Origin of the sequence: Pseudomonas sp. WOUb67 (assembly GCF_050058005.1) — a bacterium.
In the GTDB taxonomy this organism is placed as follows: domain Bacteria; phylum Pseudomonadota; class Gammaproteobacteria; order Pseudomonadales; family Pseudomonadaceae; genus Aquipseudomonas; species Aquipseudomonas putida_R.
In genome coordinates this window covers 5561027-5576871 of record NZ_CP170112.1, presented here as the reverse complement: position 1 = coordinate 5576871, position 15845 = coordinate 5561027, and the positions used below count along the sequence as shown (strand labels likewise).

Here is a 15845-nt window from a genome sequence, read left to right as displayed (position 1 = left end):
GCCGTTGTCGCGACGACGCGTCCTGTTTGCTGCGGTGCCAACAAGGCCCCGGTGGCTTCGAATGGATATCGAATCAACCAAGCGGGCCTTGTGCACTCAGTCAGGAGGAGGAATCAACCTTCAGCCGTGGACGCCCGGGGGCATCTGTTCAGGACCTTATCCGCTCGCCAGCCGTCAGTGGCTGGTGGCCGGACGCGGTGCTACACGGTCCGAGGGCTGTGCATCTCCACCCTGCACGTATCCCTGATAATTCGGGTGCTGCCGCGCGCTGAATCCGCAACGGGTTGCATTTTTCGCCACTGCAGGTACTGCACTGGCGCCATTCATGTCCAAGGCAGGTATTTCCGAAGCATTCGCCGTGCGTTGCGTGGAAGCGACTCGCGGGCAGAGGTACTGCGAAAAGAATCGGGTAAGCAGGTGAAACACCGCGCTTGTCGTTTTTTTTCGCTCTTCTCTACACAGCGCTGGTGGCGATTCCAGGCAATTCGGTAAACTGGCGAAAACCCCGTAGGACGGCCTCGCGTCCTGGAGAATTGCGTTGGTCAGGGCCGGCTGAAAGCCTGGTGCCGCTGGCCTGCCGCTTTTGGCGGCGTTCGCGACTATAGCAGCAATGATTAAGTGCTTCAATTCCATAAAAAATTGTTATGATCCCGCAATGACGACCAATACCCCTCCGACTTCCGGCGTACAGCTGATCGAAGTCGCGCCGGAGCTTGCCGGCCAACGCATCGATAATTTCCTCATCACGGCCCTCAAGGGCGTGCCCAAGACTTTGGTCTACCGCATCCTGCGCAAGGGTGAAGTGCGGGTGAACAAGGGGCGGGTAAAGCCTGAGTACAAGATCCAGGCCGGCGACATCGTGCGGGTACCGCCCGTCCGCCTGCCGGAACGTGACGAGCCGGCACCGGTGGCCCAGGGCCTGCTGCAGCGCCTTGAGGCGGCCATTGTCTACGAAGACAAGGCGCTGATCGTGATGAACAAGCCGTCCGGCATTGCCGTGCATGGCGGCAGCGGCCTGAGCTTTGGCGTGATCGAGGCGCTGCGCCAGCTGCGCCCTGACGCCAAGGAGCTGGAGCTGGTACACCGCCTGGATCGTGACACCTCCGGCCTGCTGATGATCGCCAAGAAGCGCAGCATGCTGCGCCACCTGCATGCCGCCTTGCGCGGCGATGGTGTCGACAAGCGCTACATGGCGCTGGTGCGTGGCCACTGGCCGACCTCGAAGAAGCAGGTAAATGCCCCGTTGCTCAAGAGCAACCTGCGCTCCGGCGAGCGCATGGTCGAAGTGAACGAGGAGGGCAAGGAAGCGTTGACCCTGTTCCGCGTGCTGCGCCGCTTTGGCGAGTTCGCCACCATTGTCGAGGCCCGTCCGATCACTGGGCGTACCCACCAGATCCGCGTGCACACCCTGCATGCCGGGCACATGATTGCCGGTGACAGCAAGTACGGTGACGAAGACTTCAGCCGAGAAATTCGTGATCTGGGGGGCAAACGTCTGTTCCTGCACGCTTATGCGCTGACCGTGCCGTTGCCGGACGGTGGTGAGCTGAAGCTCGAAGCGCCTGTGGACGAAGTGTGGGCGAAAACCATTGAACGTCTGAGTGCGTCCTGACCTATGAAGAAAGGCTATGAGCTACTGATCTTCGACTGGGACGGTACCCTGGCCGACTCCATCGGGCGTATTGTCGAGGCCATGAATGCCGCCGCCGAGCGTGCCGGCGAGGCGCAATGCAGCGACGATGCGGTCAAGGGCATCATCGGTCTGGCCCTCGGTGAGGCGATCCATACTCTGTACCCGCACCTGGCGCCTGAACAGGTCGAGCGCTTCCGTCAGCACTATGCCGATATCTACATGGCGCTGGACCAGCAGCCTTCGCCGCTGTTCGAGGGTGTGGTCGAGTCGCTGGATGCCTTCCGTGCCGAGGGTTACCGCATGGCGGTGGCCACCGGCAAGGCGCGTCGCGGGCTGGACCGGGTGCTCAAGGCCAATGGTTGGGAGCAGTACTTCGACATCACCCGCGCTGCCGACGAAACCCGTGGCAAGCCGCACCCGCTGATGCTCGAGGAAATCCTCGGTCATTGCGGCGTCGAACCGGGGCGTGCGCTGATGGTCGGAGATTCGGCGTTCGACTTGCAGATGGCCAGCAATGCCGGCATGCATTCGGTGGCGGTGGGCTATGGTGCCATGTCGCTGCAGGCGCTGGCCGAGTTCGGTCCGCAGGTGTGCATCGATCACTTTTCCCAGCTGCGCGAGTGGCTGGCTGGTTCCCCAATTCCACTTCCAAGGTAGGTAAGCATGGCAGACGAATGGAAAGCCCCCGAGGCCGAACCCGATGAGCGCGAAGAGCGCAAGAGCTGGAAGCTGCTGGAAAAGACCTTGCTGGCCAGCGTGCAGGAGCAGCGTCGGTCGCGGCGCTGGGGGATCTTCTTCAAGCTGCTGACATTCGTCTACCTGTTCGGCTTCCTGGCGCTGTTCACGCCGCTGATGGACATGGACAAGGCGGCATCGCGCAGTGCCAGCCATACCGCGCTGGTCGAGGTGCGCGGGGTGATTGCCGACCAGGAGGGCGCCAGCGCCGACAACATCGTCAAGAGCCTGCGCGACGCGTTCAAGGACAGCAAGACCAAGGCCGTGGTGATGCGCATCAACAGCCCGGGTGGCAGCCCGGTGCAGGCAGGTTACGTGTACGACGAAATCCGCCGCCTGCGTGCTGAATACCCGGCGATCAAGCTGTATGCGGTCATTGCGGATCTTGGCGCTTCTGGTGCCTATTACATTGCCAGTGCGGCGGACGAAATCTATGCCGATAAAGCCAGTCTGGTGGGCTCCATTGGTGTGACGGCGGCCGGTTATGGCTTTGTCGGTACCATGGAGAAGCTGGGCGTGGAGCGGCGTTCCTACACTTCGGGCGAGCACAAGGCCTTCCTCGATCCGTTCTCGCCTGAAAAGCCCGAAGAAACCCGGTTTTGGCAGGGTGTGCTGGATACCACGCACCAGCAGTTCATTGCCATGGTCAAGCAGGGGCGGGGCGAGCGCCTGAAAGACAAAGAGCACCCGGAGCTGTTCAGTGGCCTGGTCTGGTCGGGTGAGCAGGCCAAGGCGTTGGGCCTGGTAGACGGGTTGGGCAGTGCCAGCTATGTGGCCCGCGAGATCGTTGGCGAAAAGGAGCTGGTGGACTTCACTGTTCAGGAATCGCCTTTCGACCGGTTCTCCAAGCGCGTAGGTGCCAGCGTGGCTGAGCATCTGGCGATGTGGATGGGGTTCCAGGGGCCGCAGTTGCGCTGAAGCCGCTGGGGGCGCTTTGCGCCCCTTGTGGGAGCGGGCATGCCCGCGAAGGGCTGCAAAGCAGCCCCATGATCTCAAGGAACCACCACCCCTTCCTTGGTCAGCATGTCCACCAGCCGAATCAGGGGCAGCCCGATCAGGCTGGTGGCATCGCACCCGTGCGTGCTCTGGAACAAACTCACCCCCAATCCCTCTGCCTTGAAGCTCCCTGCGCAATCCAGCGGCTGTTCCGCTGCGACATAGCGCTCTACTCGCTCGCGGCTCAGTTCGCGCATCGTTACGGTAAACGGCACGCAATCCACTTGGCACTGGCCGGTGGTGCTGTTCAATAATGCCAAGCCGGTCAAAAAACTCACCTGCTGCCCGCTGCACTCCAGCAGTTGCTCGCAGGCCCGTTCGAACGTGTGGGGTTTGCCCAGCACCTGTTCGCCCAGTACCGCAACCTGGTCTGAACCGATGATCAGGTGCCCGGGGTGGCTGCCCGCCAAGGCTTCGGCCTTTTGCCTGGCCAGCCGGCGCACCAGGTCCACGGCGGGTTCGTCATCCCGTCGCTGTTCGTCTATATCGGGGCTTGCCCAGGTGAAGGGCAGGCGCAGGCGTGTCAGCAGTTCGCGGCGATAGGCAGAGCTGGAAGCCAGTAACAAAGGAAGCATGGTAGACTCCGTTTCGGTTGAACCAATCCTATCACGCACGATGCCGCCGAATTTCCTTTGACAGGGACGGGGGGCATCCCTAGAATGCTGCGCCTATGTTGAATGACCCGATTCCACCTCACGTTGACCCGCGCAAGTTAGCCGATCGTGGCGTAACCCTTACCGGTTCGCTGCAACTCGCTGATTTGGAAAGACTCTGCGACCCGCTTTCCGACAATGTCGGTACGGTGCAGGCGAAGTTCGATTTTGAACGAGATGAACAGCACGTGGTGGTTATCCACACCGAGCTGAACGTCGAGGTCAAGATGGTTTGCCAGCGTTGTCTTGAGCTGGTCACCCTGCCGATCCACAGCGAATGTACATACGCTGTGGTGAAGGAGGGTGCGAATACCCAGTCGTTGCCGAAAGGCTATGACGTGCTGGAACTGGGCGAAGATCCTTTGGATCTGCAGGCATTGGCCGAGGAGGAGCTTCTGCTCGCCTTGCCAATCGTGCCTGCTCACCATCCGGAAGAATGCCAGCAGCCGGCGGGCGCAGACGAGCCCGAATCGAGCAAGGACGAGGTATCGCGGTCCAACCCGTTCAGTGTTTTGGCGCAGTTAAAGCGTGACCCAAACGTTTAGGAGTTAATCAATTATGGCTGTTCAGCAGAACAAAAAATCCCGCTCTGCCCGTGACATGCGCCGTTCGCACGACGCCCTGTCGGAAAACGCGCTGTCGGTAGAGAAAACCACCGGTGAAATTCACCTGCGCCACCACGTTTCGCCAGAAGGCGTTTACCGTGGTCGTAAAGTGATCGATAAGGGCGCTGACGAGTAATCCTTGTCCGCTCAGATCATCGCGATCGACGCAATGGGCGGGGACTTCGGTCCCCGCAGCATTGTCCAGGCTAGCATTGCCTGCCTTTCGGCTACCCCCTCGCTGCACCTGACCCTCGTCGGTCAACCCTCCCTCCTAGAAGATCTTGTCAGCGGCCTTGCGGCTGCGGATCGCGCGCGCCTGCAAATTGTCGCCGCCAGTGAGGTGATCGGTATGGACGAGCGGCCCTCTCAGGCGTTGCGCGGCAAACCGGACTCGTCGATGCGCATCGCCCTTGAACTGGTGCGTGACGGCAAGGCCCAGGCCTGCGTCAGTGCCGGCAACACCGGGGCGCTGATGGCGCTATCTCGCTTCGTGCTCAAGACCTTGCCGGGTATCGATCGGCCAGCCATGGTGGCGGCGATCCCCACCCAGGCGGGTTACTGCCAGCTGCTCGACCTCGGCGCCAACGTCGATTGCAGTGCCGAGAACCTCTACCAGTTCGCCGTGATGGGCTCAGTGGCCGCCCAGGCCCTCGGCGTGCATCGGCCGCGTGTGGCATTGCTGAACATCGGCACCGAGGACATCAAGGGTAACCAGCAGGTCAAGCTGGCCGCCAGCTTGTTGCAGAATGCCCGTGGCCTCAACTATGTGGGATTTGTCGAAGGCGACGGGTTGTACCGTGGCGAAGCCGATGTGGTGGTATGCGACGGGTTCGTCGGTAACATCCTGCTCAAGTCCAGCGAAGGGCTGGCGACAATGATTGCTGCGCGTATCGAACAGCTGTTCAAGGGTGGTGTGTTATCGAGGGCAGCCGGGGTAATCGCCATGCCGCTGCTCAAGCGCCTGCAGGCCGACCTCGCGCCGGCGCGGCACAACGGTGCGAGCTTTCTGGGGTTGCAAGGCATCGTCATCAAGAGCCATGGCTCGGCGGGTGTGCAGGGCTTCCAGAGCGCGATCCAGCGGGCGTTGATCGAGATTCAGGAAAACCTGCCCCAGCGCTTGCACGGGCGGCTGGAGGACCTGCTGCTTTAGCCTGTGCCGGCCCTTTCGCGGGCGAGCCCGCTCCCACAGGTAACCCGCAACCTTCAGGTTGTGGCAATCCTGTGGGAGCGGGCGGGCCCGCGAAGAGGCCGCAACGGGCAAACAAAGACCTTAGGCATATCGCCGATGAAGTGCTTAAATGTGACCGCTTGGTCTGCGTTTCCATCCAAGCTTTCAGATTCCGCGCCTGGCCCAGGGCCTGGCGCACCCTATCCGACGACAAGATCATAAGGGCTTGTTCAATGTCTGCATCTCTCGCATTCGTCTTTCCCGGTCAAGGTTCCCAGTCGCTGGGCATGCTCGCCGAGCTCGGCGCCGAGAAGCCAGTGATCATCGAAACCTTCAAGGAGGCTTCCGCCGCCCTCGGTTACGACCTGTGGAAGCTGGTCCAGGAAGGCCCGGAAGAGCAACTCAACCAGACCGACAAGACCCAGCCGGCCATCCTCACCGCGTCCATCGCGCTGTGGCGCCTGTGGCTGGAAGAGGGCGGCGCCAAGCCGGCTTTCGTTTCCGGTCACAGCCTGGGTGAATACAGCGCCCTGGTTGCCGCTGGCAGCCTGTCGCTGAAAGATGCCGTGCGCCTGGTCGAGCGTCGCGGTCAGCTTATGCAGGAAGCCGTCCCGGCCGGCCATGGCGCCATGGCTGCGATCCTCGGCCTGGATGACGCCGTGGTGGTCGAGATCTGTGCCAAAGCGGCCGAAGATGAAGTGGTCAGCGCGGTGAACTTCAACTCGCCGGGGCAGGTTGTGATTGCTGGCAACAAGGCTGCGGTGGACCGTGCCATGGAGCTGTGCAAAGAGGCGGGTGCCAAGCGCGCCCTGCCACTGGCGGTCAGCGTACCGTCGCACTGTGCCCTGATGAAGCCGGCCGCCGAGCGTTTCGCCGAGAACGTCAACGCCATCGAATGGAAGGCGCCGCAAATTCCGGTGGTGCAGAACGTCACCGCTGCGATTGCCGCTGACCTCGATGCCCTCAAGCATGACCTGCTGGCACAGCTGTACCAGCCTGTGCGTTGGGTCGAATGCGTGCAGACCCTGGCTGCCAATGGCGCGGTCAACCTGGTCGAGTGCGGCCCGGGCAAGGTCCTGGCTGGCCTGAACAAGCGTTGCGCCGACGGCGTGACCACCTACAACCTCAATACCCCTGACGCCGTTGCCGCCACCCGCGCGGCACTGGCCTGATTTGGAGAAGCTTGCATGAGCCTGCAAGGTAAAGTTGCACTGGTCACCGGCGCCAGCCGTGGCATTGGCCAGGCCATCGCCCTCGAGCTGGGCCGCCAGGGCGCGACCGTGATCGGCACCGCCACTTCGGCCTCCGGCGCCGAGCGCATCGCTGCCACCCTGAAAGAGCACGGCATCGCCGGTACCGGCATGGAGCTGAACGTGACCAGCGCCGAGTCCGTTGAAGCTGTTCTGGGCGCCATCGCCGAGCAGTTCGGCGCGCCGGCCATCCTGGTCAACAACGCCGGCATCACCCGCGACAACCTCATGCTGCGCATGAAGGACGACGAGTGGTTCGACGTGATCGACACCAACCTGAACAGCCTCTACCGTCTGTCCAAGGGCGTGCTGCGTGGCATGACCAAGGCCCGTTGGGGTCGTATCATCAGCATCGGCTCGGTCGTCGGTGCCATGGGTAACGCTGGCCAGGCCAACTACGCCGCCGCCAAGGCTGGCCTGGAAGGCTTCAGCCGCGCCCTGGCGCGTGAAGTGGGCTCGCGTGGCATCACCGTCAACTCGGTGACTCCGGGCTTCATCGACACCGACATGACCCGCGAACTGCCGGAAGCGCAGCGTGAAGCCCTGCAAACCCAGATTCCGCTGGGCCGCCTGGGCCAGGCTGACGAAATCGCCAAGGTGGTTTCGTTCCTGGCGTCCGACGGTGCAGCCTACGTGACCGGCGCTACCGTGCCGGTCAACGGCGGGATGTACATGTAATACTGCAACTCAATGTGACGGATTTCGTAAAAAAAGAGTCATACTGCGAGCCTAAAATCCGTTATAAAGCTGCAACCAGATTCCAGGCAGCGGGTGCGGTGACTCGTTTGAAGGTGCGTTGAGCTTGAAAAGCGAACGTCTTTCTATAAAATTGGCCACCGGCCAGCTGCCTGACATATATCCATTAGGAGTGAAAACTAGGTATGAGCACCATCGAAGAACGCGTCAAGAAAATCGTCGCCGAGCAACTGGGCGTGAAGGAAGAGGAAGTGACCAACGAGAAGTCCTTCGTCGATGACCTGGGTGCCGATTCGCTTGACACCGTTGAGCTGGTGATGGCTCTGGAAGAGGAATTCGAGACCGAAATCCCTGACGAAGAAGCCGAGAAAATCACTACCGTTCAAGCCGCTATCGACTACGTCAACAGCCACAAGGCCTAAGACGCTGTAGTCGTCGCTTCTTGACGAGAAAAACCGCACTGCCTTTGCCGGCGTGCGGTTTTTTCTTTGCGAACGCGCTGCTTTCGGGCGAGCCGGCTTCGCTGACCGCGCACCAAGAGCCTGTTGCCATTCCATTCCTGCGCTTGAATGTAATCGCAAGAGACTCTGTTATTAGAAAAGGAGAGTACTGTGTCGCGTAGACGCGTCGTGGTCACCGGTATGGGTATGCTGTCGCCACTGGGTACCGATGTACCGAGCACCTGGCAGGGCATTCTGGCTGGCCGCAGTGGCATTGGTCCGATCGAACACACGGACCTGTCTGCCTACTCCACCCGTTTTGGCGGCTCGGTGAAGGGCTTCGAGGTCGAGCAATACCTGTCGGCCAAAGAGGCCCGCAAGCTTGACCTGTTCATCCAGTACGGCCTGGCGGCCGGTTTCCAGGCGGTGCGTAATGCCGGCCTGGAGGTTACCGACGCCAACCGTGAGCGCATTGGCGTGGCCATGGGCTCGGGGATCGGCGGCCTGACCAACATCGAGGAAACCAGCCGTACGCTGCACGATTCGGGGCCGCGTCGCATTTCCCCGTTCTTCGTGCCGGGCTCGATCATCAACATGATCTCCGGGTTCCTGTCGATCCACCTGGGCCTGCAGGGGCCGAACTACGCTATTGCCACCGCCTGCACCACCGGCACCCATTGCATCGGCATGGCCGCGCGCAATATCGCCTACGGTGAGGCTGACGTGATGATCGCGGGTGGCGCCGAGATGGCTGCCTGTGGCCTGGGCATGGGCGGTTTCGGTGCCTCGCGTGCACTGTCTACCCGCAACGACGAGCCAAGCCGGGCCAGCCGCCCGTGGGACAAGGGCCGTGACGGCTTTGTATTGTCCGACGGTGCCGGTGCCCTGGTGCTCGAAGAGCTGGAGCACGCCAAGGCCCGTGGTGCGACCATTTATGCCGAGCTGGTTGGCTTTGGCATGAGCGGCGACGCCTACCACATGACTTCGCCACCGGACACCGGCGAGGGCGCTGCCCGCTGCATGGCCAACGCCTTGCGCGATGCCGGCATCCAGCCGGAAGAGGTCAGCTACATCAACGCCCACGGTACCTCGACCCCTGCAGGCGATGTGGCCGAAGTGGCTGCGATCAAGCGCGTGTTCGGCGAGCATGCCTACAAGCTGGCCGTCAGTTCGACCAAGTCGATGACCGGCCACCTGCTGGGCGCTGCGGGCGCGGTGGAAGCGATCTTCAGCGTGCTGGCGATCAACAGCCAGATGGCCCCGCCCACCATCAACCTGGACGAGCCGGACGAAGGTTGCGACCTCGACTTCGTGCCGCACCAGGCGCGCAGCATGCCGATCGACGTGGTGTTGTCCAACTCGTTCGGCTTTGGCGGCACCAACGGCTCGCTGGTGTTCCGCCGGTTCGCCGGTTGATGCACAGCTGGGTCGATGGCCAGCCCGCGGCTGCAGTCAACCTGCAGAACCGCGGCCTGGCTTACGGCGATGGCCTGTTCGAGACCATTGCCGTGCGCGGCGGCCAGCCCAGCTTGCTGGACGGCCACCTCGCCCGCCTGGCGCTGGGTTGTCAGCGCCTGGCGATCAGTGCGGACCTGGCGCTGGTGCGCGACGAACTCCTGCGCTATGCCAGCCAGCTTGGTGAAGGTGTAGCCAAACTCATCCTTACCCGTGGTGACAGCCAGCGTGGCTATGCGCCAGTAGCCGGTGCCGCGCCACGGCGAATCCTGCAGGGCAGCCCTTTACCCAGCTATCCTGTGGAGCATGCCGAGCACGGCGTGCGCTTGTTTCCGTGCCAGACCCGGCTTGGGGAACAACCGCTGCTGGCCGGCCTCAAACACCTCAACCGCCTGGAGCAGGTGCTGGCCCGTGCCGAATGGCAGGACAGCGAGCATGCCGAAGGCCTGATGCGTGACGGGCAGGGCAGGGTGATCGAAGGGGTGTACAGCAATCTGTTCCTGGTGCGCGATGGCGTGCTGCTCACTGCCGACCTCAGCCGCTGTGGTGTGGCTGGGGTGATGCGCGCGGCGTTGCTGGAACAGGCCGCGCTGCTGGGCATCCCGGTGCAGGTCGGTGATCTGTCGTTCGACGCGCTGGAGCAGGCAGATGAAGTATTTGTTTGCAATAGCGTTTACGGCATCTGGCCCGTACGTGGCGTAGCCGCGCTAAACTGGTCGCCGGGCCCACTCACCCGTAAACTGCAGGCCGTTGCCCGTACGTTACTGGAAACCTGAATTCGTGAGACGTAAATTCCTGCTACTGCTGGAAATGGGCTTGATCCTTGCCGGGCTGGCGCTTGGCTGGTCGGCCTGGAAGGTCAACTCGGTCCTGGAGCAGCCCTTGCACGTGACGCAGGAGCGCCTGCTCGACGTGCCCAATGGCACCAACCCCAACCGCATGTTCTACCGCATGCAACAGGAAGGGCTGCTCGACGACGCCGTCTGGTTGCGCTTGTACTGGCGCTTCAACATGGCTGGCACCGCCCTGCACACCGGCGAGTACCGCCTCACCCCTGGCATGACCGTCGAACAGTTGTTCGACGCCTGGCGCCGGGCCGACGTGGTGCAGTACAACCTCACCCTGGTCGAAGGCTGGACCTTCCGTCAGGTGCGCTCGGCTGTGGCCAGGCATGAAAAGATCAAGCACACCCTGGACGGCCTGTCGGATTCGGAAGTGATGGACAAGCTCGGCCATACCGGCGTGTTCCCCGAAGGGCGCTTCTTTCCGGACACCTACCGCTTCGTGCGTGGTATGAGCGATGTCGAGTTGCTGCAGCAGGCCTACATGCGCCTGGACGAAGTGCTGGCAAAGGAGTGGGCCGAGCGCACCACCGACCTGCCGTACCGCGACCCGTACCAGGCGCTTATCATGGCCTCGCTGGTAGAAAAGGAAACCGGTATCCCCCAGGAGCGTGGGCAGATTGCCGGCGTATTCGTGCGGCGCCTGCGCCTGGGCATGATGCTGCAGACCGACCCGACGGTGATCTACGGCATGGGTGAGCGCTACAACGGCAAGATTACCCGCGCCGACCTGCGCGAACCGACGCCCTACAATACCTATACCATGACAGGGCTGCCGCCCACCCCGATTGCCATGGTTGGCCGTGAAGCAATTCACGCGGCGCTTAACCCGTCCGATGGCACCAGCCTGTATTTCGTCGCCCGCGGCGATGGCAGCCATGTGTTCTCCGACGACCTCGACGATCATAATTCGGCGGTGCGTGAGTTCCAGCTCAAGCGACGTGCAGACTACCGCTCCAGCCCAGCGCCGCAGCAAGAGGCACAGCCGGGCGCTGAAGACGCCCAGCCCCAGGTGCCTGCAGCGGACGAGCCGGCTGCGCAGCCAGCACCCGAAGCGCCGCCTGCGCAGGACGCCCCTGCGGGTGGCGCGCAAGCGGCCGAACGGCCGACGCCTGACGAACAACATTAAGGACTGCCTGTGAGCGGCTTGTTTATTACGCTGGAAGGCCCCGAAGGCGCGGGCAAGAGCACCAACCGCGACTACCTGGCTGCGCGCTTGCGCGAGCAGGGCCTGGATGTAGTGCTGACCCGTGAGCCCGGTGGTACGCCGCTGGCCGAAAAGGTGCGCGAACTGCTGCTGGCCCCGAGTGACGAAAGCATGGCGGCCGATACCGAACTGTTGCTGGTATTCGCGGCGCGCGCCCAACACCTGGCGCAGGTAATCCGCCCGGCGCTGGCCCGCGGCGCCGTGGTGCTGTGTGACCGCTTTACCGACGCCACTTATGCCTATCAGGGCGGTGGGCGCGGTTTGTCGGTCGAGCGCATTGCTACCCTGGAGCAATTCGTCCAGGGTGACCTGCGCCCGGACCTGACCTTGGTCTTCGACCTGCCGGTGGAGGTAGGCCTGGCCCGTGCCGCCGCCCGCGGTCGCCTGGACCGTTTCGAGCAAGAGGGCCAGGCGTTTTTCGAAGCGGTGCGCCAGGCTTACCTGCAGCGTGCCCAGCGCGAGCCGCAGCGCTACAGCCTGCTCGATGCCGCGCAAACGCTGGAAGCCGTGCAGCGCGCCATCGATGCGCTACTGCCGGCGATTGTGGAGCGTTGCCGTGGCTGACGCCTACCCCTGGCAGCAGGCCCTCTGGCAGCAGCTGGCCGGCCGCAGCCAGCACGCACACGCCTACCTGCTGCACGGGCCGCAGGGTATCGGCAAGCGGGCCATGGCCGAGCGCCTGATGGCCCGCCTGCTGTGCCAGCAGCCCCAAGGGCTGGATGCCTGCGGCGCGTGCAAATCCTGCCTGTTGCTCAAGGCCGGCAGCCACCCGGACAACTTTGTGCTCGAACCTGAAGAGGCCGACAAGCCGATCAAGGTCGACCAGGTCCGCGAGCTGGTGGCGTTCGTGGTGCAAACCGCGCAATTGGGCGGGCGCAAGGTGGTGCTGATCGAGCCTGTCGAGGCGATGAACGTCAACGCCTCCAACGCGCTGCTCAAAAGCCTCGAAGAGCCATCTGGCAATACGGTGCTGTTGCTGGTCACGCACCAGCCCAGCCGCCTGTTGCCGACCATCAAGAGCCGCTGCCAGCAGGTCGCGTGCCCGCAGCCAAGCCTGGCCCAGAGCCAGGCCTGGCTGGCCGGTGCGTTGCCTGACAGCGACGAGGCCGAGCGCGACGAGCTGCTGACCCTGGCCGCCGGCTCGCCATTGATGGCGGTCAGCCTGCAGGCACAAGGTGTGCGCGAGCAACGTGCGCTGGTCACTGACGGGGTGAAAAAGCTGATCAAGCAGCAGCAATCGCCCAGCCAGCTGGCCGATGCCTGGAACGGCGTGCCACTGCTGCTGCTGTTCGACTGGTTCTGCGATTGGTCGCATCTGATCCTGCGCTACCAGTTGACCCAGGACGAGGAGGGGTTAGGCTTGGCCGATATGCGCAAGGTGGTGCAATACCTGGCGCAGAAGAGCCGCCAGGCCAAGGTGCTGGAGGTGCAGGCCTGGATCCTGGAGCAGCGCCAGAAGGTGCTGGGCAAGGCCAACCTCAACCGTGCCCTGCTGCTCGAATCGCTGCTGGCTCACTGGCTGCAACTGCCGGGTGCCCGCTGATTTTCATTTTTTCATGTGTGCGTTATCCCATGCTCGTAGATTCCCATTGCCACCTCGACCGTCTTGACCTGAGCGCCCATCAGGGCTCCCTCGATGCTGCCTTGCAGGCGGCCCGTGAGCGCGGGGTCGGGCATTTCCTGTGTATTGGCGTCAGTGCCGAAAACGCCGGCGCGGTGAAGGCGTTGAGCGAGCAGTACGCCGATGTCGATTGTTCGGTGGGCGTGCACCCGCTGGACCTGGCGCCGGGTGAAACCCCTGCGCTGGAATGGCTACTGCGCGAGCTGGCCCACCCCCATGTGGTGGCGATTGGCGAAACCGGGCTGGATTACCACTACGAGCCGGAAGCTGCCGAGCTGCAGCAGGCTTCGTTCCGCCTGCACCTGGAAGCCTCGCGGCAGACCGGCAAGCCGGTCATCGTGCACACCCGTGCGGCACGCGCCGATACCCTGGCACTGTTGCGCGAGGCCAACCTGCCGCAGGCTGGTGTGCTGCATTGCTTCACCGAAGACTGGGAGATGGCCAAGGCCGCGCTGGACCTGGGGTATTACATCTCGCTGTCCGGCATCGTTACCTTCCGCAATGCCGATGCCCTGCGTGAGGTGGCTCGGCAGGTGCCGGTCGACCGCTTGCTGGTCGAGACAGATTCACCGTATCTGGCACCGATCCCGCACCGGGGCAAGCCGAACCTGCCGCAGTATGTGCGGGAAGTGGCGGAGTATGTGGCTTCGCTGCGGGGGGCCAGTTACGAGCAGTTGGCCGAGCAGACCACTGCCAACTTTAAGCGGTTGTTCCCGTTGGCGCGGGTAGCCTGATGCTGCACGAGCCTCAGCGCTCTTGCTCTTGCTCTTGCTCTTGCTTCGGCTTTTGCTTCGGCTTTTGCTTCTAAGCGCACGATAGTTCAGACGACGCAGATTGCGACTTCAGGAGGCCGAGCGCAGGGCTTGCGAAGGGAGGTGACGGGCATGGATGCCCGTCAAGCGCTGGGCCCCAGGATGGGGCCTGCAGCGCGGTCCTCCCGGGAGCAAGCCCGGAGCGAGGGGACCCCGGAGCGTAGCGCAGGGGCCGGATGATGGGAGCCAGCGTTTTTTGGTTACTTTTTGTCGCGTTTGACAAAAAGTGACCCGCCGTAAGGGCGGAAGGGGGACTAAGCGCCACCTGTGCGAACGAATGTCTGCTCGGTGTGAATGCCCACACCTCAAAAGCTAAAGCGTTGGTTTTGATAAGTTGAAAACTCCGTTTGCGATGGTGACGCATACTCACCTTTTCGCTTTTACAGCGAGTCACTTTTTGCCAAACGCGGCAAAAAGTAACCAAAAAACGCTGCGCTCCCATCATCCGGCCCCTGCGCTGCGCTCCGGGGTTCCCTCACTCCGGCCTTGCTCCCGGGAGGACCGCGCTGCAGGCCACATCCTGTGGCCCAGCGCTTGACGGGCATCCATGCCCGTCACCTCTCTCCGCAAGGCCTGCGTTCGGCCTCCTGAAGTCGCGAAGATCAAAATCAAGATCAAGATCAAGATCAAGATCAAGATCAAGATCAAGATCAAGATCAAGATCAAGATCAAGATCAAGATCAAGATCAAGATCAAAAGCACGCTATGCGACCCGTCGCGGACGCAAAAAAAACCCGGGTTCTGGGGGGGGAATCCGGGTTAAGACCATTAGGAGTAAAACAAAGGTACGCGGTCCCTGAGCACCTTTATCGGCGCGCCACTTGGGGGGGATGCGCCGCGCCAACACTTCAAGTATTGGTCAGGTTTGGCGCAGTGCCAGCCTATATTGGTCGTTTTTTAAACAAATTTGGAATACGCCGAGGTTTCATTCCTCCCGCAGCGCATGGCAGTAAGCATGGTGAAACACAGACATGCGTGGATGATCCGTGCAATTTCTTGCAAGTTAGGCATAATAAACCGCTTCGATTGTCATCCAGTCCTTCCCATGCAGAAAGAACCTCGTAAGGTCCGTGAGTTTCGCCGTCGCGAACAGGAAATCCTCGACACCGCGCTCAAGCTGTTTCTCGAACAGGGTGAGGACAGCGTTACCGTCGAAATGATCGCCGACGCCGTGGGTATCGGCAAAGGCACGATCTACAAGCATTTCAAGTCCAAGGCGGAAATCTACCTGCGCCTGATGCTCGACTACGAGCGCGACCTGAACGAACTGTTGCACTCGGCCGACGTCGACCGTGACAAGGAAGCCCTGTCACGCGCCTACTTCGAGTTCCGCATGCGCGACCCGCAACGTTACCGGCTGTTCGACCGCCTGGAAGAGAAGGTGGTCAAGGGCAACCAGGTACCGGAAATGGTCGAACAACTGCACAGTATCCGCGCCTCCAACTTCGATCGCCTGACTCAGCTGATCAAGGGCCGCATCAGCGAAGGCAAGCTCGAAGACGTACCGCCGTATTTCCATTACTGCGCCGCCTGGGCGCTGGTGCACGGCGCCGTGGCGCTGTACCACTCGCCGTTCTGGAGCAATGTGCTTGAGGATCAGGAAGGCTTCTTCCAGTTCCTGATGGATATCGGTGTGCGCATGGGCAACAAGCGCAAACGCGACCCGGAACCGACCAACTGAAGCGTTCCGTCGCGTAACGCTGAAGCCGGCAGTGTGCGGGGGCTTGCAAAA

General features: G+C 62.3%; 18 protein-coding genes. 17 read left to right on the top strand and 1 reads right to left on the bottom strand.

Annotation, left to right across the window (positions count from 1 at the left end):
* The first annotated feature begins 655 nt into the window (after positions 1-655).
* From rluC to ABOC32_RS24665, 3 genes are read left to right on the top strand one after another with little or no spacing between them, the layout of a single operon-like run.
* Positions 656-1612 (top strand): 23S rRNA pseudouridine(955/2504/2580) synthase RluC, encoded by a 957-nt coding sequence (rluC, locus tag ABOC32_RS24675; protein ID WP_016500900.1) that lies wholly within the window; start codon positions 656-658, stop codon positions 1610-1612.
* 3 nt (positions 1613-1615) lie between these two features.
* The gene (locus ABOC32_RS24670) at positions 1616-2290 is read left to right on the top strand and encodes an HAD family hydrolase (protein WP_426809226.1); all 675 of its coding nucleotides are present in this window, start codon (positions 1616-1618) and stop codon (positions 2288-2290) included.
* Positions 2291-2296: 6 nt separating this feature from the next.
* Positions 2297-3286, top strand: coding sequence for a S49 family peptidase (locus tag ABOC32_RS24665; RefSeq protein ID WP_043200395.1), 990 nt, complete (start codon positions 2297-2299; stop codon positions 3284-3286).
* Between the two features lie 74 nt (positions 3287-3360).
* On the opposite strand, the gene ABOC32_RS24660 is transcribed toward ABOC32_RS24665, so the two are convergent.
* The gene (locus tag ABOC32_RS24660) at positions 3361-3939 is read right to left on the bottom strand and encodes a Maf family protein (RefSeq protein WP_426809225.1); all 579 of its coding nucleotides are present in this window, start codon (positions 3937-3939) and stop codon (positions 3361-3363) included.
* Between the two features lie 95 nt (positions 3940-4034).
* Here ABOC32_RS24660 and ABOC32_RS24655 point away from each other — a divergent pair, with 95 nt between their 5' ends.
* The 14 genes from ABOC32_RS24655 (at position 4035) to ABOC32_RS24590 (ending at position 15794) form a co-directional block, all read left to right on the top strand.
* Positions 4035-4562 (top strand): YceD family protein, encoded by a 528-nt coding sequence (locus ABOC32_RS24655; protein ID WP_234229774.1) that lies wholly within the window; start codon positions 4035-4037, stop codon positions 4560-4562.
* A gap of 13 nt (positions 4563-4575) precedes the next feature.
* Positions 4576-4758, top strand: a complete 183-nt coding sequence (gene rpmF, locus ABOC32_RS24650) for a 50S ribosomal protein L32 (RefSeq protein WP_016485486.1) — start codon at positions 4576-4578, stop codon at positions 4756-4758.
* Between the two features lie 3 nt (positions 4759-4761).
* Positions 4762-5772 carry a phosphate acyltransferase PlsX gene (gene plsX / locus ABOC32_RS24645; RefSeq protein ID WP_426809224.1) on the top strand — a complete coding sequence of 337 codons (1011 nt, stop codon included), beginning with the start codon at positions 4762-4764 and terminating at the stop codon, positions 5770-5772.
* A 251-nt stretch (positions 5773-6023) separates the two neighbouring features.
* Positions 6024-6962, top strand: coding sequence for an ACP S-malonyltransferase (gene fabD, locus ABOC32_RS24640; protein ID WP_426809223.1), 939 nt, complete (start codon positions 6024-6026; stop codon positions 6960-6962).
* A 15-nt stretch (positions 6963-6977) separates the two neighbouring features.
* Positions 6978-7718, top strand: coding sequence for a 3-oxoacyl-ACP reductase FabG (fabG, locus tag ABOC32_RS24635; protein WP_012271162.1), 741 nt, complete (start codon positions 6978-6980; stop codon positions 7716-7718).
* Positions 7719-7921: 203 nt separating this feature from the next.
* The gene (gene acpP, locus ABOC32_RS24630; RefSeq protein WP_008096410.1) at positions 7922-8158 is read left to right on the top strand and encodes an acyl carrier protein; all 237 of its coding nucleotides are present in this window, start codon (positions 7922-7924) and stop codon (positions 8156-8158) included.
* Positions 8159-8347: 189 nt separating this feature from the next.
* A complete protein-coding gene (fabF, locus tag ABOC32_RS24625; protein WP_012271164.1) occupies positions 8348-9592 on the top strand; it encodes a beta-ketoacyl-ACP synthase II in 1245 nt (414 codons plus the stop codon).
* Positions 9592-10407, top strand: coding sequence for an aminodeoxychorismate lyase (gene pabC, locus ABOC32_RS24620; protein ID WP_426809222.1), 816 nt, complete (start codon positions 9592-9594; stop codon positions 10405-10407). Before fabF ends, pabC begins: the two co-directional genes overlap by 1 nt.
* 4 nt (positions 10408-10411) lie before the next feature.
* Positions 10412-11602, top strand: a complete 1191-nt coding sequence (gene mltG / locus ABOC32_RS24615) for an endolytic transglycosylase MltG (protein WP_426809221.1) — start codon at positions 10412-10414, stop codon at positions 11600-11602.
* A gap of 9 nt (positions 11603-11611) precedes the next feature.
* Positions 11612-12244: a dTMP kinase gene (tmk, locus tag ABOC32_RS24610; RefSeq protein WP_063424991.1), complete on the top strand. Its 633-nt coding sequence runs from the start codon at positions 11612-11614 to the stop codon at positions 12242-12244.
* A complete protein-coding gene (locus tag ABOC32_RS24605; protein WP_426809220.1) occupies positions 12237-13223 on the top strand; it encodes a DNA polymerase III subunit delta' in 987 nt (328 codons plus the stop codon). The genes tmk and ABOC32_RS24605 overlap by 8 nt, the downstream gene beginning before the upstream one ends.
* Before the next feature lie 29 nt (positions 13224-13252).
* Positions 13253-14035, top strand: coding sequence for a TatD family hydrolase (locus ABOC32_RS24600; RefSeq protein WP_043200403.1), 783 nt, complete (start codon positions 13253-13255; stop codon positions 14033-14035).
* A 625-nt stretch (positions 14036-14660) separates the two neighbouring features.
* On the top strand, positions 14661-14876 hold the full coding sequence (locus ABOC32_RS24595; RefSeq protein ID WP_426809219.1) for a hypothetical protein: 216 nt from the start codon (positions 14661-14663) through the stop codon (positions 14874-14876).
* Between the two features lie 282 nt (positions 14877-15158).
* Positions 15159-15794 carry a TetR/AcrR family transcriptional regulator gene (locus tag ABOC32_RS24590; RefSeq protein ID WP_016485495.1) on the top strand — a complete coding sequence of 212 codons (636 nt, stop codon included), beginning with the start codon at positions 15159-15161 and terminating at the stop codon, positions 15792-15794.
* Positions 15795-15845 lie beyond the last annotated feature (51 nt).